The sequence below is a fragment of the Gammaproteobacteria bacterium genome (genome assembly GCA_016712635.1).
Classification (GTDB): domain Bacteria; phylum Pseudomonadota; class Gammaproteobacteria; order SZUA-140; family SZUA-140; genus JADJWH01.
The window spans coordinates 81,490-105,864 of the sequence record JADJQS010000007.1 but is presented as its reverse complement, the minus strand read 5'-3'; the positions used below and the strand labels follow the sequence as shown (position 1 = coordinate 105,864).

The window sequence follows — 24,375 nt, the reverse complement described above, 5'->3', positions numbered from 1 at the left end:
CTTATCACTCGAACAAGGCGTCGTATTTCCGCCCGTCAAAGAACGCCTTCATCGTGATGATCCTGCCGTCCTCGATGGAAGCCCACAATGCCACGTCGATGGAACTCAGCTCCGCCATGCGCACCTCGAAGTTGACGATGACGCACACCTCGGCGCCATCGGCAAACATTCGCCTCGTTTCGAGTTTTTCCAGTATGCAGCCCAGGCGGGAGATGTCGACGATGAACGCATCGGGATCGCTGAACACGGAAAGCGGGCTGGAATAGACAAAGCCATGGTCAGACAGGCAGGCGCGCGCCCGCGAGAAATCACGCCCGGCCAGGGCATCGAGAAATTCCCGCAGGATCGAGGATGCGTCGGCCTGACTCATGAATATCTCCCGAGATGGCTAAACCTGTTCCTATTATCACGCCGAAGAAGCGCCGCGCCAATCATCGAACAAAATACGCCACATTGTGATACGTCTGATGATCAGACAATTACTGATCCCGCCTGCTCACTGCAAAGGTGGCTTGCGGTGAAATATCAGACGCTATCTCACTGGACGGAACGGCAGATCACCACAGCACGGCGGTACGAACAGACACTATCGACGACACGATCGATGCGATCCGTCGCCGAGCGGGTATATTTCAAGACAATAACTCCGGCGCACATAAATACTCTTCCTCAGTACAGATAGAGCGCGCCGGCCTCAGGGGCGCCGTTATCAGCCTGTTCGCCGTCGGGTCCGGTTGACGCACCATCTTCCGAAGTAGCCGCGACCGCCAGTGTCGCACCGTCGCCGGAGATCGCCAGCACATTCCCGAAGCCGTCCGACGCTTCGGTGTTTGAGGCCTTGACATAGGCCTGCTGGGACCATCGACGCCGCCGCGGGTAAATACATAAACGGCGCCCGCATCGGCCGCCGCGTTGCTCGATTGATCTCCATTGATACCCACAGACGCACTGTCCTCGCCCGGAGCTCCCACGGCGAGAATATCACCGTCAGCATTCAGTGCGACCGAGCTGCCAAAGTTGTCGTTTATGTTTGTATTCGACGCCTTGATATAGGCCTCCTGAGACCAGTCCGTAACGGCACGGGTGAAGACATAGACCGCGCCGGATAACTGGGCAAAAGCACCTAACTGGGCATCCACGACGTTGATCCCTGTCGCCTCGCTGTCTTCATAGATCGCCCCTACCGCCAGCGTATTACCATCAGCGGCGAGCGCCACCGCTGACCCGAAGCTGTCTCCCAATTCTGCATTGGAGGCCTTGATGTAGGCCTCCTGATCCCAGACCGTAACCGCACGGGTAAAGACATAGACAGCGCCGGAAAAATCCGCGTCGTATGTGGGTGGAGTCTGGTTGATACCCGTGACTTTGCCGGACTCACGCCATGCGCCGACCGCCAGGGTATCGCCGTTTTCGGAAAGCGCGAGAGCGTTCCCGAAATTTTCCCCCGTGGAAGCCACCTCACCTATCTCGTTAAATGTCGACGGGCGCGTATTCGAGGCCTTGATGTAGGACTGATGGGACCAGGTATTGACCAGGCGCGTAAACACGTACACCGCGCCGCTTCCATCGGCACAGTTGGTATGGACACCCACTGTGGTACAGTTCTCCGTATCGTTCAGCGAATCAATACCGGTAGCCGCACTGTCTTCCCCGATTGCGGCGACAGCCAGGGTGTCTCCATCGTCTGAAAGCGCCAGCTCGGCCCCGAATCTGTCCCCGGCCTCGGTGTTCGAGGCCTTCAGATAGGCCTGCTGCGACCAGACGCCGGCCGTGCGTGTGAAAACGTAGGCCGCGCCGCTGTTTGTGGCGCAATTGATCGGAACGCCGGCACTGCAGTCATCGATCTCGTTCCCGCCGACGTCGGTCGCCGCGCTGCCTTCCCCCGGCGCGCCCACGGCCAGGGTGTCACCATCGCCGGAAAGCACGAGCGCACTGCCGAACAAGTCCGAGGCCTGGGCATTCGACGCCTTGATGTACGCCTGCTGTGACCAGGTACCGCCCGCTTTGGTAAAGACATACACCGCGCCCGCGCTGGCCGCCGTGTTGTCTGTTTCAACACCACCAATTACCGCTGCCGCGCTGTCCTCGCCGGGCGCGCCCACGGCGAGCGTGGCGCCGTCGGCGGACATCGCAAGCGCGGATCCGAAACTATCTAACGTGTTCGTGTTCGATGCCTTGATATAGCCGACCGCCGCCTCCAGCGTCCCGCTCACGTTCACTGGCGCCGAATCCACGCAATCCCCGCCATTACAGGCCTGCAGGATATAGCGGGCGTTGACCCGCCCCGGCAGGAAGACCACCAGGTCGTGGCTGACGGTATCGGCGGCGAGGGTGTCGATCTGGGTATAGCCCGAGATGCCGTCAGGATCCTCCAGCAGTTGATACCCGGTCTCGCCGGTGGTATCCGTCCAGGTGAAGCGGAAGGTCTTGATGCCCTCGAGTTCCAGATTCAGAACGGGCGCACAGTCGACGATGACGCCGGAGACATCGGCACCGCTGAGCACACCGGTGTTATTCGAAACGGCGCAGACCTGGCCGACGGGCTGGAACAGCACGGCCACGCTGTAGCCGGCGCCGTCGGCGAGCGCCGTGGCAAAAACGAAGGCGCCGTTGGCGGAAACCGACAGGGTATCTCCGCCATTGTTCTGCAACTGGACGGTTCCGATCAGGCCGCTGACCGTGCCGCCGACGGCGTAGCTGTTGATGCAAACCACGGCCACAGCGTCGACGTCCGCCCCGCCGAGCGTGCCGCTGCCGTTGGACACCGAGCAGATCTGCTCATCGGGCTGGGTGAACACCGTGACGGCGTAAACAGTGCCGTCGGTGATCTCCACCGGAAAGGCGAAACTGCCGTCAGCGCTGATTGTCAGATTGTCGCCGCCGTTGTTCTGCAGGACCACCGTGCCGCTGAGGCCGCTGACCGTGCCGCCCACCGCGTAGGTGTTGGTAGTGCAGGCAATACTGATGCCGGTGACATTCGCCCCGTTGACCGTGCCGGTGTTGCCGGCCGGGACACAGGTCTGATTGGGGCCGGTCGGCTGCGTCAGCACGGTGGCGTTGTACGCGCCGCCGTCGGCGACCCTCGTCGCAAAGGCGAAGCCGCCGTTGATCGAGACCGGGAGATCGTCCACGCCGTTGTTCTGCAGGGTAACCGTGCCGTCGAGCCCGCTGATCGTGCCGCCGACCGTGTAGGCCGTGAGACAGGTGACGCCCACGTTCGAGACCCCCGACCCGCCGAGCGTGCCGGAGCCGTTCGACACCGAACAGACCTGCCCTGCCGGCTGGGTCTGCACCGTGACGTTGTAGGCGGAGCCGTCGGGAACGGCCGTCGGGAAGGTGAATCCGCCGTTGGCGGAGCGGGACAGGGCGTCACCGCCGTTATTCTGCAGCACGATCGTCGTGCTGGCGGCGAGGCCGCTGATCGTGCCGCCGATCGTGTAGGTATTGGTGACGCAGGTAATGCTGATGTCCGTGACGGCGGAACCGCTGACCGTGCCCGTGGCATTGGCGGCGACACAGGTCTGGCCCGGTCCGCCTGGCTGGGTGACCACGGTGACGTCGTAGGCGGCGCCGTCGGCGACGCCCGTCGCAAACGTGAAATCCCCGTTGGCGGAACGCGCCAGGGTGTCGCCGCCGCTGTTCTGCAATTCCACCGTGCCGACAAGCCCGCTGATCGTGCCGCCGATCGTGTAGGTGTTGGTGGTGCAGCTGACCGTGATGCTGGTGATGTCGGCGCCATCGACCGTACCCGAACCGTTGCCGACGACACAGGTCTGGTTGGGATTGACGGGATGTGCAAGCACCGTGACATCAAAGTCCGCGTCATCGGCGAGTTCCGTTGCAAAGGTGAAAGCGCCGTTGGCGGAGCGCGACAGGGTATCGCCGCCGTTGTTCTGCAATTGCACCGTGCCGGCCAGTCCGCTGATCGTGCCGCCGATGGAGAAAGACGTTTCCTCACCGCCGCCGCCACCTCCTCCGCCGCCGCCGCCGCAGGCCGCCAGGGAGAGCAGGGACATCACCGCAACACATCGGATGAGCAGGCTGGTCATAGGAGGCCGTCTTTCTTGAGAAGCTGTTGTAAACGTCAGCGCTAACTTCACGTCTTACCGGAAGAATCGACTGAAGTATCGAGATCCGTGTTCCATATTACACGATAAACACGGACCGCCGTTCCGATGATCTACGCCACTGGATCTACGGCCATTTTTCCTCCGGGCACGCCCCGTCCGGACTGCGCCCCGGCTTCCGGATCCGATGGCGCCTTGGATCCGCCACCCCCGGCCATGACGAAAGGGTCAGACGTGGGCGATGATCGATACCCCGGTGTCGATGGATTCGCCGGCATCCCCGCGATCGCACCCGGGCGCGATCTCTCCGGTGACCGGCCGACTCGCCGCAGGCCACCACAGGGAATCTGACCGCGGATGACCGGGCCGAGTTCCGGCGTCGGGAATGTACGGGCACAATTCGTTTGAGCGGCGCCTGGGTCGCCGGCAAGGAACTCAACCGGGATCGTCGGATAAAAAGACTGCAGGAGGATGCGCGCGCACCGGCGCGTCAGCACAAATCAGCCCGGTGTGACGACCGTGATTGGTATCAACCTGACCGGGATCGACAGCGGCCCGGATCGAAATCAAGGAGTGGCGTCCCCAAGGGGATTCGAACCCCTGTTACCGCCGTGAAAGGGCGATGTCCTAGGCCGGCTAGACGATGGGGACCTGAGGCAAGAATTTACGCGTTGCGCGGGAGGCCGGCCGGTTTTACCCGGGTGGCCGGATTGGTGGAGCTAGGCGGGATCGAACCGCCGACCTCTTGCATGCCATGCAAGCGCTCTCCCAGCTGAGCTATAGCCCCGCCCGCGAACAAGACGCGGACTTTAAGGCATCGCCTCCCGTCCTGTCAAGGAAAGAAACGCCGCCGGAAAACTCCCGGCCGCTACGATCACGCTTGCCGATCAAGGTGTTAAGGAGGACACCTCAGTCCGGGAGCGCACAGGATGATGGCGGTCCGCGGTACGCCGTTCAGTCCGCCTGGCCGGCGATCTTCGCCCAGGTGTCGCGCAGTGTCACGGTGCGGTTGAACACCGGCTGCGCGCCGTGGATATGGGCCGGGTCGAGGCAGAAGTAGCCCTCGCGCTCGAACTGGAAGGCGTCGCCGGGGCGGGCCGCGCCCAGGGCCGGCTCGACCAGGCTGCGGGTCAGGGTGTGCAGCGAATCGGGGTTGAGGAAGTCGGTGAACTCCTTGCCCTCCTCCCGCGCCGCGTCGGGCAGCGGGTGCGTGAACAGGCGGTCATAGAGCCGCACCTCGGCCGGGATGCCGTGGCGCGCCGACACCCAGTGGATGACGCCCTTGACCTTGCGCCCGGCGGGATCGGCGCCGAGCGTCGCCGCGTCGTAGCTGCAATGCAGCTCGACCACCTCGCCGCCGTCCTTGATCACCTGCTCGCAGCGGATCACGTAGCCGTAGCGCAGCCGCACCTCGCCGCCCGCGACCAGGCGCTTGAACTTGCCGGAGGCCTGCTCCATGAAGTCGTTGCGGTCAATGACGATCTCGCGGCAGAACGGCACGCGGCGCGTCCCCATGGCCGGATTCTGCGGATGGTTCAGCGCCTCGAGCTCCTCGACCCGGTCCCCGGGGTAGTTCAGGATCACCACCTTGAGCGGGCGCAGCACCGCCATGCGGCGCGGCGCATTCGCGTTGAGGTCGTCGCGGATGCAGTCCTCCAGCAGGCCCATCTCGACGATGTTGTCCGCGCGCGTCACGCCGATGCGGGCGCAGAATTCGCGGATCGAGGCCGGCGTGTAACCGCGCCGGCGCAGGCCGGCGATGGTCGGCATGCGGGGATCGTCCCAGCCCTCGACGAAACCCTCGTCGACCAGCCGCGTCAGGCGGCGCTTGCTCATCACCGTGTACTGCAGGTTCAGGCGCGAGAACTCGATCTGCTGCGGGTGGCACGGGATGGTGATGTTGTCCAGCACCCAGTCGTAGAGCGGGCGGTGGTCCTCGAACTCCAGCGTGCACAGCGAATGGGTGATGCCCTCCAGCGCATCCGAGATCGGATGGGTGTAATCGTAGGTCGGATAGATCACCCAGGACTGGCCGATGTGGTGGTGCGTCACGCCGTGACGGATGCGGTACAGCGTCGGGTCGCGCAGGTTGATGTTGGGCGCGGTCATGTCGATCTTCGCGCGCAGCGTGCGCGCGCCGTCCGGGAACTCGCCGGCGCGCATACGCGCGAACAGGTCGAGATTTTCCGTTACCGAACGGTTGCGCCACGGGCTGTCCTTGCCGGGCTCGGTCAGCGTGCCGCGGTAGGCGCGGATCTCCTCGGCGCTGAGGTCGCACACATAGGCCTTGCCCTGCCCGATCAGCTCGACCGCGAAGCCGTACAGCTTCTCGAAGTAGTCGGAGGCGAACAGCGGCTGCGCGTTCCAGCGAAAGCCCAGCCACTGCACGTCGCGCTGGATCGCCTCGACGAATTCGACGTCCTCCTTGCTCGGATTGGTGTCATCGAAGCGCAGGTTGCAGGTGCCGCGGTAATCCTCCGCCACGCCGAAGTTGAGGCAGATCGACTTGGCGTGCCCGATGTGCAGGTAACCGTTCGGCTCGGGCGGAAAGCGCGTGGCGACCTTGCCGCCGTGCTTGCCGGCCTGGATGTCCGCCTCGATGATCTGGCGGATGAAATTGACGGGACGCGGTGTTTCGCCCTCGCTCATGTCAGTGCGCACCTTCTGTTGATTCGGAACCGTGGTGGTCGATCCAGGCGATAGCGCGGTCGATGCGGCGCAGCACCGCCTCGCGGCCGATCAGCCACAGGGTCTGGTCGATACCCGGCGTCGCGCCGCGGCCGCTGACCGCGACGCGCAGCGGCTGCGCCAGCTTGCCGAGCTTGATCGCCAGCGCCTCGGCCGTCGCGATCACCGCCTGATGCAGCGGCTCGGGCGTCCAGGACTCCAGCGCGGCGAGCGCCGCACGCACCTGGGCCAGCGGCGCGCGCGCCGCGGCCGTCAGGTGTTTCTTCGCGGCGTCCGCCTCGTAGTGGGCGAAGTCCTGGTAGAAATAGGCGCTGATCTCGGCCATCTCCTTCAGCGTCCTGGCGCGTTCGCGCTGGACCATGACCACGTCGCCGAGGTCCGGGCCGCCCTGCGCCGGGTCGATCCCGAGGCGGCCGAGCTGCCAGGCCAGCTGCGGGGCGATGTGCCCGGGGGGGCTCTCCTTTATATAATGCTGGTTGAGCCAGAGCAGCTTGCCCGTGTTGAAGGCGGTGGCGGAGTTGTTCACGTCCGTGATGTCGAACAGGCGGATCATCTCGTCCAGGGTGAAGACCTCCTGGTCCCCGTGCGACCAGCCGAGGCGCACCAGGTAGTTGAGCAGGGCCTCGGGCAGGAAGCCTTCCTCGTGATAGGCCATCACGCTCACCGCACCGTGGCGCTTCGACAGGCGCTTGCCGTCCTCGCCGAGGATCATCGGTACGTGGGCGTACAGCGGCGGCTCGGCGCCGAGCGCGCGCAGGATGTTCATCTGGCGCGGCGTGTTGTTCAGGTGGTCGTCGCCGCGGATCACGTGGGTGATCTTCATGTCGTAGTCGTCGACCACCACGGTGAAGTTGTAGGTCGGCGTGCCGTCCGAACGGGCGATGATGAGGTCGTCGAGCTCGCTGTTGGCGAACACCACGCGGCCGCGGATCCGGTCCTCGACCACCACGGCGCCGTCGAGCGGGTTGCAGAAGCGGACCACCGGGCTGATGCCTTCCGGCGGCGGTCCCTTGCGGTGGCGGCACAGGCCGTCATAGCGCGGCTTCTCCTTGCGCGCCATCTGCTCCTCGCGCAGCGCCTCGAGGCGCTCCTTCGAACAATAGCAGTGATAGGCCTTGCCGGCGGCGAGCAGTTGCCCGATCACCTCTCTATAGCGATCCATGCGCTCGCTCTGCGCGAACGGGCCCTCGTCCCAGGCCAGCCCCAGCCACGCCATGCCCTCGAGGATGGCGTTCACCGAGGCAGCGGTCGAGCGCTCGATGTCGGTATCCTCGATGCGCAGGATGAAGGTCCCGCCGTGGCGGCGGGCATAGAGCCAGCTGAACAGCGCGGTGCGGGCGCCGCCGATGTGCAGGTAGCCCGTGGGACTGGGTGCGAAGCGTGTGCGAACGGTCATCTTGGCCAAGGACCCCGAATAAACGGGGTATTCTAGCAGGACTGCGCGATTTGTGGACCCGGCCCGGGGAATTTGACGCCCGCCCGCCGGAGCCCGTAAAATCCCCGTTCCCCTCGGCGGGCGATTAGCTCAGCGGTAGAGCACTGCCTTCACACGGCAGGGGTCGCAAGTTCGAACCTTGCATCGCCCACCATATAGATTATTCAGAACTTTTCATGCGTTATAACTAGCCTGACACGGGCATCCCGCCCGGAAATCCTCATTGTCACAGGACCTGGCGCAATGAGGACACAATCATGGCAACAATCCGGACGCGTCTAGAGGCGCTCCATGCCCGGATCCGCCGCCAAGGTCAGGGATACCCTCCATCCTCTACTTTCAATTGGGTCATCCAGGTCTGATAATCCATCGGACACATAAGCATTCAGCAGATCAACGGAATAATGTCTTTATACATACAATAAAAATCGATGAAAAATTTTGTACAAAGAATAAAGAAACTCAAGGCGCTTTTAGTCAAGGCTTCCGACCATAAAAGTTATCCGCGCCAGATCTACGAAATCATCCAGCACAAGCTGGTCATCAACGTCAATCCGATTGATTACTACCTCAACGAGTTTTATCGGGAAGGTAAAACGCTTGAGGAAAAAAGCCGCTACGTCATATTGGGCGGCTCGCGCTATTGGCCTTATGAGAACACACCCTTCAAGTTCACCATCACATTGAGCAATAAATACATACAAAAGACCCTGCTCAAAGGTTTTAACTTACCAACGCCCGCGATATTGGCAATCGTCGGTGACGATCATGCCATTAAAACCCGGGATCAATTGAATGATTTTCTTGATGCCAACGAGCAGGATATTGTTATCAAGCCTGTTTCTGGCGCACAGGGGAAGAACATCCTCGTCGCCACCAAAAAAGAAAAACAGTATTTCCTGGCGGATCGGCCTGTCACATACGATGATCTATGGGGCCATCTTAAAGGGAATCTGAAAAATGATTACCTGATTGAAGAGAAGGTAAACAACCATCCCTCGATGGCACGAATCAATCCGTCCTGCCTCAACACTTATCGCGTCATAACCATCAAAACCAATGACAACAAATGGCATTTCGCCGCCTGTTCTGCAAAATTCGGCCAAGGGGGGAGTTTCGTCGACAATGCCATGTCGGGGGGAATATTAGTGGGGCTGGATCACAACGGGATCTCGACCAATGCCTATGATGCATTGCGCAATCAAAACATAACGCATCATCCGGATACTGGCGCATGCCTGACAGGCATCAGGTTTGAAGGTTATCAGCAGGTCAAAGAACTCGCCCTGCATGCATCAGAGAAATTTTTCTTCATGGGGACTATCGGATGGGACATTGCCTATACCGATAAAGGCGCCATGATCATCGAGGGCAATACCTCATATTCGGGCCAGTTGATGCAGTCAGGCAGAGACGGAATGATCACCGATGAAATCGCAAAGGGATTAAGGCAACATCACGCCTTCGGCCGCTGGGACAAGACGAAACTGTATCCCAGGTGGTCTCGCAAACCCTGGTGGTCATGGAAAAGATAAAATGATTATGAAGTTTTGTAATCGGTAAACTACTGCCTTTATCCGGCCGCGGCCGCAAGTTCGAACCTTGCATCGCCCACCAGTAGAATTACCTGCATAGACTTGTACCTGTCCTGGCGTTTTGTACGGAACGGATATCGAAATCCTCGACGAGGACATCGTCCACGCCGTAAAGCCCTGCCTCACTATCGTTCTATACCCGCTTCTTTCCGAACAGATATTTCATGAACCCGAACGGAAACGCCAGGGCGTACAACGCCCGGTCTTCCATATCGGAAATCTGTCGCCCCAATGGCGTGCCACACATAAACGAAAGATATACATAGCGCCTGGCGCAGGACAAACGCTTGGGAAAGGCATAGTACGCCTTCTGGTCGTTCAGTATTTCCAGATAGTACTGGCGATAGCCGCAGGGATTCCGGCTCTTTTTGTCCCCCCACGATTGGGTGATGCCATCAGCCCGATACTCCTTGAGCTGCAGCACTTGATTGACATGCATGAAGCGGTAACGAAGGGCGATGCGGCTCCACACCGTGGAGGGCGGCACGTGCTTCTCGCCCGGGAAGCGGGGAAAGGGAAATTGTTTCAGCACGGAGGTCCTGATCACATTGAACTTGTCGCCGGTAACCCCGTGGCGCTGCCGCATTTCAATGAAATTCCCCAGCATCTCGTCGCGCGGATAGCGCGTACCCAGCAACCGTCCCGTCGCCAGATCCGCGCTCAGGCCTTCGATGCCGGCACAATCGGGGATCGAGGCGACGGCCTGCCAGTGTCGGCGGACGATCGATAAGGCGTTTTCCGCAAGCAGGTCGTCCGAATTGAGCAGGACCGTCAATTCACCTTCGGCGTGGTCGAGCATGGTATTGTGCGCCGCGGTCTTGCCCTGGTTTTCCTGATAGATGTACTTGACGGGGAATGGAACCTGCCCGCGCCATCGCTCGACCAGCTCCCGGGTGTCGTCCGCAGAGCCGTCGTCCACGATCACCACCTCGAGATCGGTCTCGCCCTGCAAGACGATGCTGTCGAGCGTGCGCAGCAGGACATCCGCGCGATTATAGGTAGGAATGAAGACGGTAAAAAATGGCATGCCTAGCGTTCCCTGAGCAGAGCTTCGAATAATTCCAGGTAATCATTCACGCGCAGGTTCACCGAAAAGGAGCGGGAGCGTTCTTTCAGGATCTCTTCCGGCAGCGGGGCATCGAGGATGCGGCGCATGCCATCGGCCAGCGCATGCGCATCCCCCACCGGGACGAGCGGGCCGTATTTTCCGTTGTCGAGGATCTCCGCCGGCCCGCTCGGGCAGTCAGTCGAAACAATCGGCGTCCCCTGCGCCAATGCCTCGGCCAGCACGTTGCCGAACCCTTCCCACAGGGAAGACAGAACGACCCCGTCCGCCCGCCGCATGTAGCTGAAGGGGTTGGATGAGAACCCCGCAAGATCGATGTAGTCAATCAATGCGGCTTCTTCGATCAATGCCTGCAGCCGGTCCCTGAGGCTGCCCTCGCCCAGGATGATCAGACGGACGCGATGCGTGCTGCGGAGCTCGGCGAACGCCTTGAACAGCGTCGGGTAGTCCTTCTGAGGCTCCAGGCGCCCGACCGCCACCAGGACCTTGTCGCCCGACGAAAAGAAGGGGTGGTCCACCGGCTCGCGGCCGCGCTCGACGATCCGGTCGTCTACCACGGCGTTATGTATCGAACCCGCCTTGCGCGGATCGAGTCCCCAGCGTTCGACCATGTCACGCGTCAGGTCGGCCGAGACGCCGACGACCTGGTCGGCAATCCCCAGGCAAAGCCGCAGGGCCAGCGATCGCCGCAGGCGGCCGCCGGCCGGCATGCTGGAAACGGCCTGGGTCAGATTCTCCCTCATCGTCATCACCCAGCGGGTATCGACGCGCGCGACCGGCAGGACCAGGGCGATGGCGGAATTGTAGCGATACCCGGCGCTGAGGATGATATCGGGGCGCTCGCCGCGCAGGTAGCGATGAAGATTTCGGTAGAGCGCCGTGGTTCGATTGCCCAGATTGACGATCCGGATCGCGGCATCGAGCCGGGGATGCGCCAGGGCGCGCGCAGCGGGCGCACTGACCAGCAATTCGACCGTGTGTCCCCTGCGAAAAAACTCGGCGCTGACATTCAGCAGCCAGGTCGTGATTCCGCCATGCCCGCCTTCCCTGTGCAAAAAAGGTGTAAGTATCGCGATCTTCAAACCGGATTCCGTCTACTGGATAACGACCATGTGCTCATCCCTGTTTTCCGGGCCGCGAGAACAAACCGCTAGCTCGCCCCGCACTAGCCGCGCATCGGCATGGCGCCCGGCGTCGGCACATCGTGCACCTTCGGCACGCCGCGGATCGCAGCCCAGCTGACAATGGCATAGCGGATCCCGGACAGTACCGGTTCCGCACTGTGGTAGTAACGATTGTCGGAAGGGAAGAAGACCAGCATCCCCGGCTTCGGGCGGAGCAGGTACCGGAACCTCGGAAAGCTGAGGGCGCCACCCGAATACTCATCGTTGAGATACAACAGCAGGCTGACGTCACGATCAAGAACCTTCTTCCAGGTGGTCGACGACACATCCAGCTGTTCACTGTCCGCGTGCCCCTTGTAAAAACCGCCCGTGCGGTAACGCAGGAGCTGGGGGCTCTCGAACCACTCGATCACGGCCTGTATCTCCGGCTCGACCTTGTCCATCAAGGCCTTGCGTACGAGCTCGTTCAGTTGCGCCTGCTCCGGACCCAGATCGACCTGTTCCGTGACCCTGCCCGGGTCGAGTTTCTTGACCACATTGTTCGTGGTGGTCGCCGCCGTGTCCACGATCATCAGGGGCTCGGCACTCCGCGTATTAGCGTATTCCGTCAGGCGCCGGCATCGGTCGGCATCGAGGTAGTTCTCGATTACGTGCAATCCGTGCGGGGGACGGCGATCCTCCGCCAATGACCCGCAGCATTCCTTGAAACGGAGCCCGCTCCCGCAGAAACACGGGCCGTTTCGTCCCTGATCGAATCCCGAGACGGCGCTCACTTTGACGGCTCAGTGGTTCTTGTCCATGGGAGCTCCGTCTCCGTGCCCCATGCCTTCCTTGCCGTGGCCGGCGTCTTTCTCATCCATCTTGTGCTGCATCTCTTTCGTGCGCTCGACGCATCTCTTCATCCAGTCGTCCAGCTTCTCGCCGGTGACGCCGTGGGATTCGGCGATCGCGCGGCACTCGGACTCGATCGTGGGCTTGTCATCGGCGAACGCAGGCGACGAAAGCGCGAACAGCATCGTAACGGCAAAGATGGATGTCTTCATGGCGAACTCCTCATGGTTATGGTGTCCGCTCACCGCTGGCGGCGGAACTCCCGCTATTCTATCCCGTCCGCCCCGCAGTCCCTAGTGCACCTATTGCAGCCCGAGCGGTCTATCCGTACCATCATCCCAGGCATGGGCAGATGCAGCCTTTCTACCGCGCATTCTAGGAGACGCGAGACGCATGATTCCGTGCTACGTCAGCGGCAAGGGGATGCACGCCACGACGACGACCTGGACGTTCAAGACGCTGGTGATCGAGGCGCTGGAATCCTCGGGCCTCGGTTACGACACCCGCTTCCGCTACTACCGGAAGCAGTTTCCCGACATGGAGCGCGGCGCGCTGGCGCGCCTGATCTGCGATCCCATTGAATACTACGACAGGGACTGGCCGGGCTATCTCGCGGCGCGCGGGGACCGCAGCGACGGGGTCACGGCGGCGACGGAGTTCATGCTGGAACGCGACGAGCGGTTCCGCGCCGGGGCGCGGGCGGCTATCTACTGCTACGACGAGGCGGGTTTCGGCTCCGGCGTCAACACGATGCGGTTCCTCACCGCAGGCAAACCGGTACTGGGTTTCTACAGCGAGGAACGCCTGAGCGGCACGCTCAATCTGTCCAACGTCCTGCAACTCGGCATGGAATACCCGCGCCTGTTCACGCTGCGAAGCTACCGGCGGCCGGAGGAAATCCCTGCCGCGGCACTCGAATGGCTGCGAGGATTCGCGTAGGACGGAGACTTCCGGCCGGGCGGTACCCTTGGACGGGATCGATCCGCCCCCGCATCAGCCGCGTTTCGAGACGTGCTTGCGCTTGAGCTTTTCCAGATGGGCGACGGCCTCTTCGCGGCGCACGAACGGGCCCTGTATGCCCTCCCGCGTCTCCACGTACCACTTGCCGTCCTTATGGTAGTACCGGTTCAGCGTCTGTCTGCGGGTACTCCTGACCGTCCCACTCATTAAGCAGCCCTCTCGTAGACAAAGACGCTGGGATCCCGAAGATCGCGCAACGTATTATTATTGTTATTAGTTGTATATATAACCGCAAAATGCGCGCGCATGCACCGCCTCCTGCGCATGAATGTCGACTTCCTGTCGATTGATCTGCCTCCCCTTCACAACCGCCCCGCCCCGGAACGCGACGGAGCGGATGATTGGGTGCGGGAAGGCGGGGCGTACCGCGGGCGTTCAGCTTCCGTAGATGTTGTCGGCGCCGAGCAGGGAGAAATTGAGCTCGGTCACCGGCTGGTCATTCACCCGCACCGTCTCGAGCAGGGCACCGGCCCCGTCCAGGATCGACAGCGTGCCGTCGGTCGGATTGGGGATAAAGATGCGCGCAATCTCCTGCTGCCGCCGCAGGAAGGCGATCGGCCGCCGGCTGCAGTCAGCAAGGCCGACCTTCAGTTCACCCACGAGGCGCAGCTCGGGCAGGGCCGAGCTGTCGTAGACCAGCACCGAGGACTTCTTCAGGTTCGCATGCTGAACCCCCTTGCCGGTCGCCGCGGTGGTGACGTAGAGACGGCTGCCATCGGGGCTGAAGCGGTAGGTGCTGGGATAGACGTCCGGCAGGTCGAGCCTGGCCACGACTTTCCCCGCGGCGGCGTCGAGCACGATGAGTCGCCCGATGACGTGACCAGGATCCGTCTTGCGATCCGCCCCCTTGCCGATGACGAAGCGGCCGTCGGGCGAGATCAGCAGGTTGCTGCAACCCTTGAACTCGACGCGCGCATCGATCTCGTTGCGCAGCGGATCGATGGCCGCCACGGTGCCGTAGCCGTTGTTGAGGTTGTAGACGCGGCCGCTGACCGGGGAGTACACATTGCCGTGCGGGAAGGCATTGTTCGGGGCCTGCATCGCGCCGTCCTTCTCATGCGCCGGCTCGCACAGGTTGATCGTGCCGTCCACCGCAAGATAGCCGGCCTTGTCCGCCGGGTCGTTGCCGAGGACCGAGATCGTGCCGTCCTGCAGGTTGCTGACGTAGACGCGGCGCGGCATCGCCGGATGGCGCGCGCTCGGCGCGGTAAAACTGGGCACGTGGTGGCCGCGGCCGACGCAAATGGATTTGAGGATCTCGGCCGCGCCGTTCGCGCCCGCCGCCACCACCGTCATGGTCGCACCGCCGCCGGCGCACAGCGGATCGCTGCCGGTCTCCTCGTCGCCGTCGCTGGTGTACCACCAGCGATTGGTGCCGGTCTCGGGATAGGCGTAATGCGCGGCGGTGTCAGGCGGCATCGCATCCGCCGCGCTGACCGCCTTGCTCACCGGATCCATCAGCAGTACGCGCCTGCCGTCCTGCGCAACGCCGAGGTACACCGGCCGGTATCCGGAGGCCTTGCCGCTCGGCGGCGCGGACGGCACCGCATACACCGAAGTCTTGCCGTCCCGGTGCCCGACCACCACGACCTTGCCCGCGCCGCCGCAGTCCAGATGGCAGGCCAGGGACCATTTACCGGCTTCGTTCTGCATGTCCACACACCTCATGATGAAAAACCGGGAGCGCACGCCCCCTGGATGCCGAAGGGCTAGTATAGAAGCAGAATCGGCGGATTTGCAAAGCGGGGAGCCGCCCGGCGCGGACGGCTCACGGTATGTTGTAGCGCCGGCGGATGTTGTGCTCCTCGGCCTCGACCTGGGCGCGGCTCAGCACGATCCTGCGCTTGTCCTCCAGCTCGAGGACGTGATAGTCGCCGTGATTCTCCGCGATCGCGTCCGCGACGTCCTCGAGCCGGCGGATGCCGCGCCCGTTGACCATCGCGACACGGGTGTTCTCCACCAGGCCTCCGTAACCGGCATTGACCTCCGCCTCGAACACGTCGCTGATCACCACGAGTTCCTCGATGCCGTCCGCATCGTTGCGCGGGGTGTCGAAATACCTGCGGATGGTGAACGGGATATCCACCATCGTATTCTGCGGATCGGCGGGTATGTAGTATCTCGGTTCCACGGCCCGGAAGACCAGTCCGCCCAAGACGTAATAGCGCGGCTGGGTGTCGTACTGCGGCAGCGTGGGAATCACCTTGAATTCATGGCTCGCGAGCGTGACCGACGTCTTGATCACCTTGCCGTCGCGCAACACGGTCAGGGGCAGCGACTCGCCCACCTGGCGGCTGGCGATCTCGTAGCCCACGCCGATCCGGCTGTTGTCGCGCAGGGTGATCCTGCCGTCGTTGAAGACGCGGGTGCCCGCGACGGACAGCAGCACGTCGCTGACCTGCAGTATGCCGTCGGCGCCGCCTTCCTGCGCCACCTTGGTCACCATCAGGCCGCTCTGCTCCGGCGCCATGCCGAGAGAGGCGCGCAGGGTCGGGTTCTCCAGCGACTGCGTGCTCACGCCGATGAACGGGACGCCGTCGACCTTGCCGTCCTTCAGGTCGGCGAGAAAGTGCTCGATCACCATGCCCGGCACGAAATACCCGATCGTGCCGGAGAAACGCTGCGTGGCGACGCCGACGCAGTCCCCCGTCTCGTCCGAGAACACCGGCCCGCCGGAATTTCCCATGTTGATCGCCGCGTCCGTCTGCACCAGCAGGTTCTCGAACCCGCTGTGCGCGTAGGACATGATGTCGATGCGCGAGACCACGCCCTCGGTGTATGAGACCTGGCGGCCGCCGATGGCGTAACCCACGGTCACCACCTTGTCGCGCGGCTCGGGCAGCTTGCCGAAACGGATCGGAACGATGCCCTTCGGCAGCGCGCCGGGATTCCTGGGTTTGAGCAGCGCCAGATCGCTCTGATGATTGACTGCGACGCGCTCGGCCTCGATCTTGTCCGCCAGTCCGGGCACCTCGATCTGGATGAAGGTGGCATCCATCACGCAATGCGCGTTGGTCAGAATGCCCTGTCTGATGAAGAAGCCCGAACACGTGCGGCGGTTCGCCTGCTCACGCGCCCAGGGCTGGCGGATGTCCCAGCCCTGGCGCGTGACATAGAGTTTGACGACGGCATTTGAAACGGTGTTGAGATCCACCGCGCGGGCGGGCGCCGCGGGCAGCAGCAGGAATAATGCGAACAGGCCGGGCAGCCAGGCCGCGGCGCCGATCCGGCGGCGGACATTAAGGTATGCGGGCGGATCTTGCGGATGTTTCATGGCGTCCCCTTGCGGTCAGAATGCGGACAGTGGATACAACTCTCCCCGGTGCGGGCCGGGACGCGCCTGCAAATCATGCAGAACATCAATATAGACGGTTGGAGATCGCGGGAAACACACCGCACGGCCGGCAAATTGTAGTGAATAACCGCTGTAGAGACAACGCCGGCATGCTTCGGCCGCGCGATTCCGGCGGCGCGCTGGACCACGTCGACTCATCGTGGGAGAATCCGCCATCCGCTGCACGTGATCCAGACCATGACCAACCGATCGTCGGAAACCGCCGTCGCTGCGCCGGCAAGACACGCCGTATCCCGCGCCTGGCGCGTGTTCGCGGTGCTGCTGCTGTCGTGCTGGCCGCTGCTGTCGCACGCGGAAACCTCGACCGACACCGCACGCACCCTGCTCGACCTCACCGGCAGCTGGGTCGGCTATTCCTGCCTTGCCCTGTTCGTGCTCGCGTATGGCGTCGTCGTGCTGGAGGAGTTCATCCACCTGCGCAAGTCCAAGCCGGTGATGCTCGCCGCCGGCCTCATCTGGATCCTGATCGCCATCGCCTACAGGCAGCAGGGCGATACCGAAGTGGTCGGCGACACGGTCCGGCACCACATCCTGGAATACGCCGAGCTTATGCTGTTCCTGCTCGCCGCGATGACGTATATCAACACCCTGACCGAGCGCAATGTGTTCCTCGCGCTGCGCTCGAAGCTGGTCAACTCCGGTTATTCCCTCCGCACCATCTTCTGGCTGACCGGCATACTGGCCTTCTTCATCTCACCCGTCGCCGACAATATGACCACAGCGCTGGTCATGGCCGCGGTGGTCATCGCCGTGGGCGGCAACGACCGCGCGTTCATCTCGGTGTCCTGCATCAGCATCGTGGTGGCGGCCAACGCCGGCGGCGCCTTCAGCCCGTTCGGCGATATCACGACGCTGATGGTATGGCAGAAGGGGGTGGTGGACTTTTTTGAATTCTTCGACCTGTTCATCCCGTCCGTGGTCAACTGGCTGGTACCCGCCCTGTTCATGTCATTCGCGGTGTCCACACAGCGGCCCGAGGGGCAAGGCGAAGTAACACGCGTCAAGCAGGGTGGCTTCATCATAATCGGCTTGTTCTTCTTCACCATCACGATCACCGTGCTGATGCACAATTTCCTCCACCTGCCGCCGGTAGTGGGCATGATGATGGGACTCGGCATACTCAAGCTGTATGGCTACCGGCTCAGGCGCAGCGAACTGAATATCCCCCACATCGGCGGCCCGGAGGAAGGCGATCTGGACATCACGTCCGGCCGCCCGCGCAAGCCGTTCGACATCTTCATCAGCATGAAACGGGCCGAGTGGGATACTCTCATGTTCTTCTACGGCGTCGTCCTCTGCGTTGGCGGCCTCGGCACGATCGGCTACCTGGCGCTGGCGTCGGAGTTCCTCTATGTCGATCTCGGGCCGACCTGGGCCAATGTACTGATCGGCCTTCTGTCCGCCGTGGTGGACAACATACCGGTGATGTTTGCCGTGCTCACCATGAACCCCGACATGTCGCACGGGCAATGGCTGCTCGTCACGCTGACGGCCGGCGTCGGCGGCTCACTGCTGTCGATCGGCTCGGCCGCCGGCGTGGCCCTGATGGGACAGGCGCGCGGAACCTACACGTTCTTCTCGCACCTGCGCTGGTCCTGGGCGGTTGCGCTGGGCTACGCGGCCAGCATCGCCACTCACTTATATCTCAACACGCACCTGATGTAGCGGTACGCGCGGGCATCAGCGCCCCGCCCCGGACGCGGCCCGCTCGCGCGCCCGGATGAAGGCGGAGTGCGGCACGTGCAGCAGATCCGCGACCTTGCGTACCAGGTGTTCCTCGTGGTGGTCCTTCCCGGCGTCAGCATAGGCGACGCGCCACATCAGCTCGACGATGGCGATCTTCTGCTCGAGCGCGAAGTGCTTGTCGATGAGGTGGGTGAACTGGAACAGCGAGGCGCTCGTCCTCACCTCCAGCTCGGCAAGCTCGATCAGTTCATCCGCCTCGGCGTCGTCCAGCTCGAAGTGCTCGCGCAGCAGTCTATCCACCGCCTCACGCTCGGCGTCCGTCACGCTGAAATCGGCGCGCGTCATCTCGATCAGCAGCGCGGCCGTGGCGAGGCGGAACCGATGTTCGTGGCCGCCCCGGCTGTCGTCGTCCGGCCGGATGCGTTCCTGAAAGAATCGGCTGATCCCCTTGATCATGGTGCCCGCGCCTCAGGCCGGGGCGTCCAGCCGCAGCCACACGCACCTGCCGCCGCTCGCCTTTTCAATCGACTCCAGCCGCTGCGCGTGCATCTCGCACTCCACCGCATTGGCGCGTATTACCGGGAGCGGTGCACGATCCACCGACAGGCGGACGACCGGAGCGTGGCTGACCGTGACCGCCTCGGGCTCCGCCTCCAGCAGCAGGCGGCTCTGCCCGCCGGTCATCGCGAGATATACGTCGGCGAGGATCTCGGCGTCGAGCAGCGCGCCGTGCAGCGTGCGCTCGGAATTATCGATGCCGTAGCGCTTGCACAGGGCGTCCAGGTTGTTCTTCTGGCCCGGATGGCGGCCGCGCGCGAGGGCGAGCGTGTCGACCACGGCGCAGTCCGCCGCGGCCTCGTCCCATGACTGGCCGAGCAGCCCGAACTCGTGGCGGAGGAACCCGAGATCGAACGGCGCGTTGTGAATGATCAGTTCGGCGCCGCGCACGAAGTCGACCAGCTCCTCCGCCACATCGGCGAAGCGCGGCTTGTCGCGCAGGAATTCGCCGGTGATCCCGTGCACCTCGGCGGCGCCGGCGTCGATCTCGCGATCCGGCTGCAGGTACTGGTGGTAATGCCGCCCCGTCAGGCGCCGGCCGACCATCTCCACGCAGCCGATCTCGATGATGCGGTGCCCCTGCGAGGTCTCCAGACCCGTGGTTTCCGTATCGAGCACTATCTGTCGCATCTGGATACTCCGTGTAAATCGATCGCGGGCTGCGCGGCGGGACTCATTCCTCCGCCGCTCCGTCCCGGCTGAGCAGTTCGTCGATCGCCTGATTGGCCAGCGAGTCGGCCAGTTCGTTTTCCGGATGCCCGGTATGCCCGCGCACCCAGTGCCATTCTATGGTGTGGCGTGCGACGGCCTCGTCCAGCCTCTGCCACAGGTCGACGTTCTTCACCGGCTTCTTGTCGGCCGTCTTCCAGCCGCGCCGCTTCCAGTCCGTCATCCACTCATTCATGCCCTTTTTCACATATTGCGAATCCGTGGTCAAGCTGACATGGCAGGGGCGCTTCAGCGACGCCAGGGCCTCGATCGCCGCCATCAGTTCCATGCGATTGTTGGTGGTATGGGGCTCGGCGCCGCGGATATGCTTCTCCTTGCCCTTGTAGCGCAGCAGGGCGCCCCATCCGCCCGGCCCGGGGTTGCCGCGGCAGGCGCCGTCGGTGAATATCTCCACGAGGTCCGTCATGTCGGCCCGCGTCATGTGGTCGGCTTGGCCACGTCCGGCTGCAGCAGGCTGCGCCGCGGCCGCCAGCGCGGCTTGATCGGCGTCAGCGTCGTCACGCGCTTCCTGGCCACAATGACATAGGCGCCGCCGAGATACGGCCACCAGCGATGTCCCAGCCGTTCGAGCCATTCCAGCCGCCGCATCATGACCTCGTGCTGCAAGGGCGGACGGAAAAAATACGAGCGCGCCTGCACGATGTCGAAGCCGAGCAGCGAGAGCCAGTCCTTAATGCGGTAGATGCCGCGAAAGGCGCCGTGCCAGGGCGGCTGCCGGCGCCGGCGCAACAGACGCCAGAATCCCCACAGGCTCCAGGGATTGAAACCCAGGATCACCACATGGCCTTCGGCCACCAGCACGCGCTCGACCTCGCGCAGCACTTCGTGCGCGGACGCGTCGAACTCCAGCGTGTGCGGCAGCACCACCACGTCCACGCTGTCGCTCTGCACCGGAAGCCTGTGCGGATCGGCGTACATCCTGGTGACATGCGCAGGATAGACGCCGCCGGGCTCCACCGGCCAGAGATTGTCGAGGATGACCTGATGGCGTATGCGGCTCGATTCCAGCAGATAGGCGTCCATCGCAGCACCCACCTGCAGCAGGTAGTAGCCGAACAGGTTGGCGAGGATGCCGTCCAGCTCACGCCTCTCCTGCCCGAGCAGGAGTTGGCCGAGCTGCCGCTCATGCCACGCCCGCAGCCCGCGCCCGTCCCGCGCCGGGGACGCCGTATCCTGCTCCTGTTTCATTGGCCTGCTTTCCGCGTCATCCGGGTTGGGCTATCCTAGCCTGCATCTCACCGATCGCTGTCTCACCGGCATGCTCTGAATGCGGACATGATACAGGTAATCCCTGTCCCCGCCCTGCGCGATAATTATATCTGGATGATCCGGACCGCAGGAGACCGCGTGCTGGCACAGGCTGTCATCGTCGACCCGGGCGAGGCGGCCCCGGTGCTCGCCGCCCTCGCCTCGCACAGTCTGCGGCCCGCCGCCATCCTGTTCACACACCATCACCCCGATCACACGGGCGGCATTCCGGATCTGCTGCGACAGTATTCTGTCCCCGTCTACGGGCCGGCTGATCTGCACTTCGGTCCCTCGCACCATCCCGTGCGCGAGGGCGACGAGATCTCTCCGGGCGGGGTGCAGTTGCACGTGATCGAGGTGCCCGGTCATACCCTCGACCACGTGGCCTACTACGGAAACGGCCTGCTCTTCTGCGGCGACACCCTGTTCACCGGCGGCTGCGGGCGTCTGTTCGAGGGCTCCCCGCGGCTGATGCTCGCGGCATTGCAGAGACTGGCCAGCCTGCCGGACGACACGCGCATCTATTGCGGACATGAATACACCCTGGCCAACCTCACCTTTGCCCTGCGGGTAGAACCGGGGAACCGCCGGCTTGCCGCGCGTCTCGCGGAGACCTCGCGAATGCGCAGTCAGAATCTCGTCACCGCCTCCGCCACCCTCGCAGAAGAGAAGGCCACCAATCCGTTCCTGCGCTGCCACACAGCCTCCGTCAGGCAGGCCGCCGAACGGTTTTGCGACCGAACCCTCAGCACGGAGCTCGATGTTTTTGCAATGATCCGCTACTGGAAAGACACACAGTGACGCGCCGCCCGCCGGCGGCCGCACAAGCTGCGAAGGATTTCATCACGCATTGCGCGCCTCTCGGCCGGGACACAGTACGGTCGCCTCCGCCCTGGACTAAGGTTAACTTTGATCAGGCCGATTACCTGTTATACTCCGGGCTCGTTAAAATAATCGCCATCATGAAAAACATCGTCTGCGCGCCAATCCGGAACGGCCTGTTCGCAATCCTGCTTCCTGTCATGACAGGGTGCGCGGCGATGCACCAGAATTCCCTCCGTTCCGCCGATGATTCCGCGCGGGGCAAAACATCCGTGCAGACGGGCGCCGAGGACTTCACGGAAGCGGCGCCCGACGCGTGGAACGCCGTCGACGGTGCCGTGTTCCCGCCCGACCCGGATCACAGCACGCTCGAGACCGATCCGGCACTGGCGGGAGCCGACGGCGCACTGGACGCGGCGGAGGCCTTCGCCCAGGACGCCGGACGGGAGACGCCGGATCCCGCAGACGCGGTGGATCTGTGGGACCGCGTACGCGGGGGCTTCGACTTCCCCCGTCATGACAACCCGCGCGTGCGCGCAGAACTCGAGTGGTACGCCCGCCACCCCGATTACCTCGACCGCACGGTGGACCGAGCGCGCCCCTATCTGCATCTCATCGTCGAAGACCTGGAACAGCGCGGCATGCCGCTGGAGATCGCGCTGCTGCCGATCGTCGAGAGCGCCTATCAGCCGTTCGCCTATTCGCACGGCCGCGCCGCGGGCATCTGGCAGTTCATTCCGTCGACCGCACGCCATTACGGACTCAAGCTGAACTGGTGGTACGACGGCCGGCGCGACATCCTCGCCTCGACGCGCGCCGCGCTCGACTTCCTGCAGTCCCTGCATGATGATCTCGACAACGACTGGCTGCTCGCGCTCGCTGCCTACAATTCCGGCGCCGGCACGGTGAAGCGCGCCATCCTGGCGAATCAGCGCCGCGGCAAACCGACCGATTTCTGGTCCCTGCAACTGCCGGCCGAGACGCGCGCCTATGTGCCCAAGCTGCTCGCCCTGGCCGAGCTCTTCGCCAATCCGGATGAGTATTCGATCGAAATAAAGACGATCCCCGACGCTCCGGTCGTGCGCACGGTGCAGACCGGCTCCCAGATCGACCTGGCCAAGGCTGCGGAGCTGGCCGACACCAGCCTGGACGAGCTCTACCGCCTGAATCCCGGCTTCAACCGCTGGGCGACCGATCCGGACGGACCGCACGCGCTGCTGCTCCCGCTCGACAAGGCGGAGCTGTTCGAGACCAATCTCGCCGCGCTGGACGATGCGGAACGCCTCACCTGGCAGCGCTACGTCATCCGCTCGGGGGATTCCCTCGGGAGCATCGCCGAACGCCATCACACCACGGTCGAGGTGCTGCGCCAATTGAACGACATCAGGGGCAATATGATCCGCGCCGGCAACGCCCTGCTCATCCCGGTCTCGTCGCGCAGCCTGTCCGGTTACGCCCTGAGCCAGGACGAACGCACCAGGAGCGTGCAGAACAGCCCGCGCGAGGGGCGTAAACTCGAGTACGCGGTGCGCAGCGGCGATACGCTGTGGGACATCGCGCGCGCGCACAATGTCGCCGTGGCGCGACTCGCGCAGTGGAACGGCATCTCGCCGCGCGACCCGCTGCGCATCGGCCAGCGCCTGATCATCTGGCAAAAGGGCGGCGCTGATGCGAGCGCTGCCGCCGGCCCGAACGCCCAGCATCCCCTCGGCAATGCCACCCAGCGCATCAATTACGTGGTGCGCAAGGGAGATTCGCTGGCGCGCATCTCGCAGCGCTTCAACGTAAAGGTCTCCGAGCTGCTGAACTGGAACTCCCTGCGCAGGAATGAATACCTGCAACCGGGCCAGAAGCTGACACTCTTCATCGACATCATCAACCAGACCGAAAACATCTGACCCCGCCCCGGCCCCTGCGCCGGGATCCACCGCCCGTCGTTCCGCGTGTTACTTCAAAGGCCCGCACCGGAGTGCGGCGCCGCCCCTCCGGCGCGACCGCGCCCTGTATCCAAGGAACAATACAACCTGTTGTTCCTGAAATAATATTCGCCAGAAACTGGTATTCCATAAATAAGGAACACCCGGATCCGGCCGATACCAAGCTGGAGCAAGCGAAATTCCCCGGAACCTCACGGAATACTGTCCCGAGTGG

Annotated in this window: 20 protein-coding genes and 3 tRNA genes; 6 read left to right on the top strand and 17 right to left on the bottom strand. The window is 63.3% G+C overall.

All coding sequences use genetic code 11. The features are described 5' to 3' along the window. Window positions 1-4: 4 nt before the first annotated feature. The 6 genes from IPK65_10145 to gltX all read right to left on the bottom strand — a co-directional run bounded on the left by IPK65_10145 (window position 5) and on the right by gltX (window position 8,151). Entirely contained in the window at window positions 5-370 is a 366-nt protein-coding gene (locus tag IPK65_10145; GenBank protein MBK8163475.1) for a nuclear transport factor 2 family protein, read from the bottom strand. Window positions 371-632: 262 nt separating this feature from the next. Continuing rightward, complete coding sequence (locus IPK65_10140; protein ID MBK8163474.1) at window positions 633-4,016, bottom strand: FG-GAP repeat protein; 3,384 nt, start codon at window positions 4,014-4,016, stop codon at window positions 633-635. Window positions 4,017-4,641: 625 nt separating this feature from the next. Beyond that, window positions 4,642-4,718, bottom strand: a tRNA-Glu gene (locus tag IPK65_10135). Between the two features lie 60 nt (window positions 4,719-4,778). After that, a tRNA-Ala gene (locus IPK65_10130) sits at window positions 4,779-4,854 on the bottom strand. Between the two features lie 167 nt (window positions 4,855-5,021). Next, complete coding sequence (locus IPK65_10125) at window positions 5,022-6,716, bottom strand: glutamine--tRNA ligase/YqeY domain fusion protein (protein ID MBK8163473.1); 1,695 nt, start codon at window positions 6,714-6,716, stop codon at window positions 5,022-5,024. Window position 6,717: 1 nt separating this feature from the next. Continuing rightward, window positions 6,718-8,151 (bottom strand): glutamate--tRNA ligase, encoded by a 1,434-nt coding sequence (gltX, locus tag IPK65_10120; GenBank protein MBK8163472.1) that lies wholly within the window; start codon window positions 8,149-8,151, stop codon window positions 6,718-6,720. Window positions 8,152-8,269: 118 nt separating this feature from the next. Between gltX and IPK65_10115 the strand changes: the two genes are divergently transcribed. After that, window positions 8,270-8,344: transfer RNA gene (locus IPK65_10115), tRNA-Val, on the top strand. A gap of 277 nt (window positions 8,345-8,621) precedes the next feature. Further along, on the top strand, window positions 8,622-9,725 hold the full coding sequence (locus IPK65_10110) for a hypothetical protein (GenBank protein MBK8163471.1): 1,104 nt from the start codon (window positions 8,622-8,624) through the stop codon (window positions 9,723-9,725). Window positions 9,726-9,918: 193 nt separating this feature from the next. Here the strand turns inward: IPK65_10110 and IPK65_10105 are convergent, their stop codons facing one another. The 4 genes from IPK65_10105 to IPK65_10090 form a co-directional block, all read right to left on the bottom strand. Continuing rightward, window positions 9,919-10,812 carry a glycosyltransferase family 2 protein gene (locus IPK65_10105; GenBank protein ID MBK8163470.1) on the bottom strand — a complete coding sequence of 298 codons (894 nt, stop codon included), beginning with the start codon at window positions 10,810-10,812 and terminating at the stop codon, window positions 9,919-9,921. 2 nt (window positions 10,813-10,814) lie between these two features. Continuing rightward, complete coding sequence (locus IPK65_10100) at window positions 10,815-11,462, bottom strand: glycosyltransferase (GenBank protein ID MBK8163469.1); 648 nt, start codon at window positions 11,460-11,462, stop codon at window positions 10,815-10,817. A 554-nt stretch (window positions 11,463-12,016) separates the two neighbouring features. Continuing rightward, the gene (locus IPK65_10095; GenBank protein MBK8163468.1) at window positions 12,017-12,748 is read right to left on the bottom strand and encodes a 2OG-Fe(II) oxygenase; all 732 of its coding nucleotides are present in this window, start codon (window positions 12,746-12,748) and stop codon (window positions 12,017-12,019) included. A gap of 9 nt (window positions 12,749-12,757) precedes the next feature. Beyond that, window positions 12,758-13,018: a hypothetical protein gene (locus tag IPK65_10090; GenBank protein MBK8163467.1), complete on the bottom strand. Its 261-nt coding sequence runs from the start codon at window positions 13,016-13,018 to the stop codon at window positions 12,758-12,760. A 181-nt stretch (window positions 13,019-13,199) separates the two neighbouring features. Between IPK65_10090 and IPK65_10085 the strand changes: the two genes are divergently transcribed. Next, window positions 13,200-13,745: a hypothetical protein gene (locus IPK65_10085; GenBank protein ID MBK8163466.1), complete on the top strand. Its 546-nt coding sequence runs from the start codon at window positions 13,200-13,202 to the stop codon at window positions 13,743-13,745. Window positions 13,746-13,799: 54 nt separating this feature from the next. Here IPK65_10085 and IPK65_10080 read toward each other — a convergent pair whose 3' ends face one another. The 3 genes from IPK65_10080 to IPK65_10070 form a co-directional block, all read right to left on the bottom strand. Beyond that, the gene (locus IPK65_10080; GenBank protein MBK8163465.1) at window positions 13,800-13,973 is read right to left on the bottom strand and encodes a hypothetical protein; all 174 of its coding nucleotides are present in this window, start codon (window positions 13,971-13,973) and stop codon (window positions 13,800-13,802) included. Between the two features lie 228 nt (window positions 13,974-14,201). Then, window positions 14,202-15,479, bottom strand: a complete 1,278-nt coding sequence (locus IPK65_10075) for a hypothetical protein (protein MBK8163464.1) — start codon at window positions 15,477-15,479, stop codon at window positions 14,202-14,204. Between the two features lie 115 nt (window positions 15,480-15,594). Further along, entirely contained in the window at window positions 15,595-17,100 is a 1,506-nt protein-coding gene (locus IPK65_10070; GenBank protein MBK8163463.1) for a trypsin-like peptidase domain-containing protein, read from the bottom strand. A 258-nt stretch (window positions 17,101-17,358) separates the two neighbouring features. Between IPK65_10070 and nhaD the strand changes: the two genes are divergently transcribed. Continuing rightward, window positions 17,359-18,846, top strand: a complete 1,488-nt coding sequence (gene nhaD, locus IPK65_10065; protein ID MBK8163462.1) for a sodium:proton antiporter NhaD — start codon at window positions 17,359-17,361, stop codon at window positions 18,844-18,846. Window positions 18,847-18,861: 15 nt separating this feature from the next. On the opposite strand, the gene IPK65_10060 is transcribed toward nhaD, so the two are convergent. From IPK65_10060 to IPK65_10045, 4 genes are read right to left on the bottom strand one after another with little or no spacing between them, the layout of a single operon-like run. Further along, complete coding sequence (locus IPK65_10060; GenBank protein ID MBK8163461.1) at window positions 18,862-19,323, bottom strand: TerB family tellurite resistance protein; 462 nt, start codon at window positions 19,321-19,323, stop codon at window positions 18,862-18,864. Between the two features lie 12 nt (window positions 19,324-19,335). Next, window positions 19,336-20,055, bottom strand: a complete 720-nt coding sequence (gene dnaQ, locus IPK65_10055) for a DNA polymerase III subunit epsilon (GenBank protein MBK8163460.1) — start codon at window positions 20,053-20,055, stop codon at window positions 19,336-19,338. Between the two features lie 43 nt (window positions 20,056-20,098). Continuing rightward, the gene (gene rnhA / locus IPK65_10050; GenBank protein ID MBK8163459.1) at window positions 20,099-20,560 is read right to left on the bottom strand and encodes a ribonuclease HI; all 462 of its coding nucleotides are present in this window, start codon (window positions 20,558-20,560) and stop codon (window positions 20,099-20,101) included. A gap of 11 nt (window positions 20,561-20,571) precedes the next feature. Next, window positions 20,572-21,342 (bottom strand): methyltransferase domain-containing protein, encoded by a 771-nt coding sequence (locus IPK65_10045; GenBank protein ID MBK8163458.1) that lies wholly within the window; start codon window positions 21,340-21,342, stop codon window positions 20,572-20,574. Window positions 21,343-21,429: 87 nt separating this feature from the next. On the opposite strand from IPK65_10045, the gene gloB reads away from it, so the two are divergent. Continuing rightward, window positions 21,430-22,203 carry a hydroxyacylglutathione hydrolase gene (gene gloB / locus IPK65_10040; GenBank protein ID MBK8163457.1) on the top strand — a complete coding sequence of 258 codons (774 nt, stop codon included), beginning with the start codon at window positions 21,430-21,432 and terminating at the stop codon, window positions 22,201-22,203. A gap of 293 nt (window positions 22,204-22,496) precedes the next feature. After that, entirely contained in the window at window positions 22,497-24,122 is a 1,626-nt protein-coding gene (locus tag IPK65_10035; protein MBK8163456.1) for a LysM peptidoglycan-binding domain-containing protein, read from the top strand. Window positions 24,123-24,375: the final 253 nt, after the last annotated feature.

Coding starts and splice junctions, on each gene's coding strand:
- IPK65_10145 (MBK8163475.1), bottom strand. CDS start 370: ATGAGTCAGGCCGACGCATCCTCGATCCTGCGGGAATTTCTCGATGCC.
- IPK65_10140 (MBK8163474.1), bottom strand. CDS start 4,016: ATGTCCCTGCTCTCCCTGGCGGCCTGCGGCGGCGGCGGCGGAGGAGGT.
- IPK65_10125 (MBK8163473.1), bottom strand. CDS start 6,716: ATGAGCGAGGGCGAAACACCGCGTCCCGTCAATTTCATCCGCCAGATC.
- gltX (MBK8163472.1), bottom strand. CDS start 8,151: ATGACCGTTCGCACACGCTTCGCACCCAGTCCCACGGGCTACCTGCAC.
- IPK65_10110 (MBK8163471.1), top strand. CDS start 8,622: ATGAAAAATTTTGTACAAAGAATAAAGAAACTCAAGGCGCTTTTAGTC.
- IPK65_10105 (MBK8163470.1), bottom strand. CDS start 10,812: ATGCCATTTTTTACCGTCTTCATTCCTACCTATAATCGCGCGGATGTC.
- IPK65_10100 (MBK8163469.1), bottom strand. CDS start 11,462: ATGGTCGAACGCTGGGGACTCGATCCGCGCAAGGCGGGTTCGATACAT.
- IPK65_10090 (MBK8163467.1), bottom strand. CDS start 13,018: ATGAAGACATCCATCTTTGCCGTTACGATGCTGTTCGCGCTTTCGTCG.
- IPK65_10085 (MBK8163466.1), top strand. CDS start 13,200: ATGATTCCGTGCTACGTCAGCGGCAAGGGGATGCACGCCACGACGACG.
- IPK65_10080 (MBK8163465.1), bottom strand. CDS start 13,973: ATGAGTGGGACGGTCAGGAGTACCCGCAGACAGACGCTGAACCGGTAC.
- IPK65_10075 (MBK8163464.1), bottom strand. CDS start 15,479: ATGCAGAACGAAGCCGGTAAATGGTCCCTGGCCTGCCATCTGGACTGC.
- IPK65_10070 (MBK8163463.1), bottom strand. CDS start 17,100: ATGAAACATCCGCAAGATCCGCCCGCATACCTTAATGTCCGCCGCCGG.
- nhaD (MBK8163462.1), top strand. CDS start 17,359: ATGACCAACCGATCGTCGGAAACCGCCGTCGCTGCGCCGGCAAGACAC.
- IPK65_10060 (MBK8163461.1), bottom strand. CDS start 19,323: ATGATCAAGGGGATCAGCCGATTCTTTCAGGAACGCATCCGGCCGGAC.
- dnaQ (MBK8163460.1), bottom strand. CDS start 20,055: ATGCGACAGATAGTGCTCGATACGGAAACCACGGGTCTGGAGACCTCG.
- rnhA (MBK8163459.1), bottom strand. CDS start 20,560: ATGACGGACCTCGTGGAGATATTCACCGACGGCGCCTGCCGCGGCAAC.
- IPK65_10045 (MBK8163458.1), bottom strand. CDS start 21,342: ATGAAACAGGAGCAGGATACGGCGTCCCCGGCGCGGGACGGGCGCGGG.
- gloB (MBK8163457.1), top strand. CDS start 21,430: ATGATACAGGTAATCCCTGTCCCCGCCCTGCGCGATAATTATATCTGG.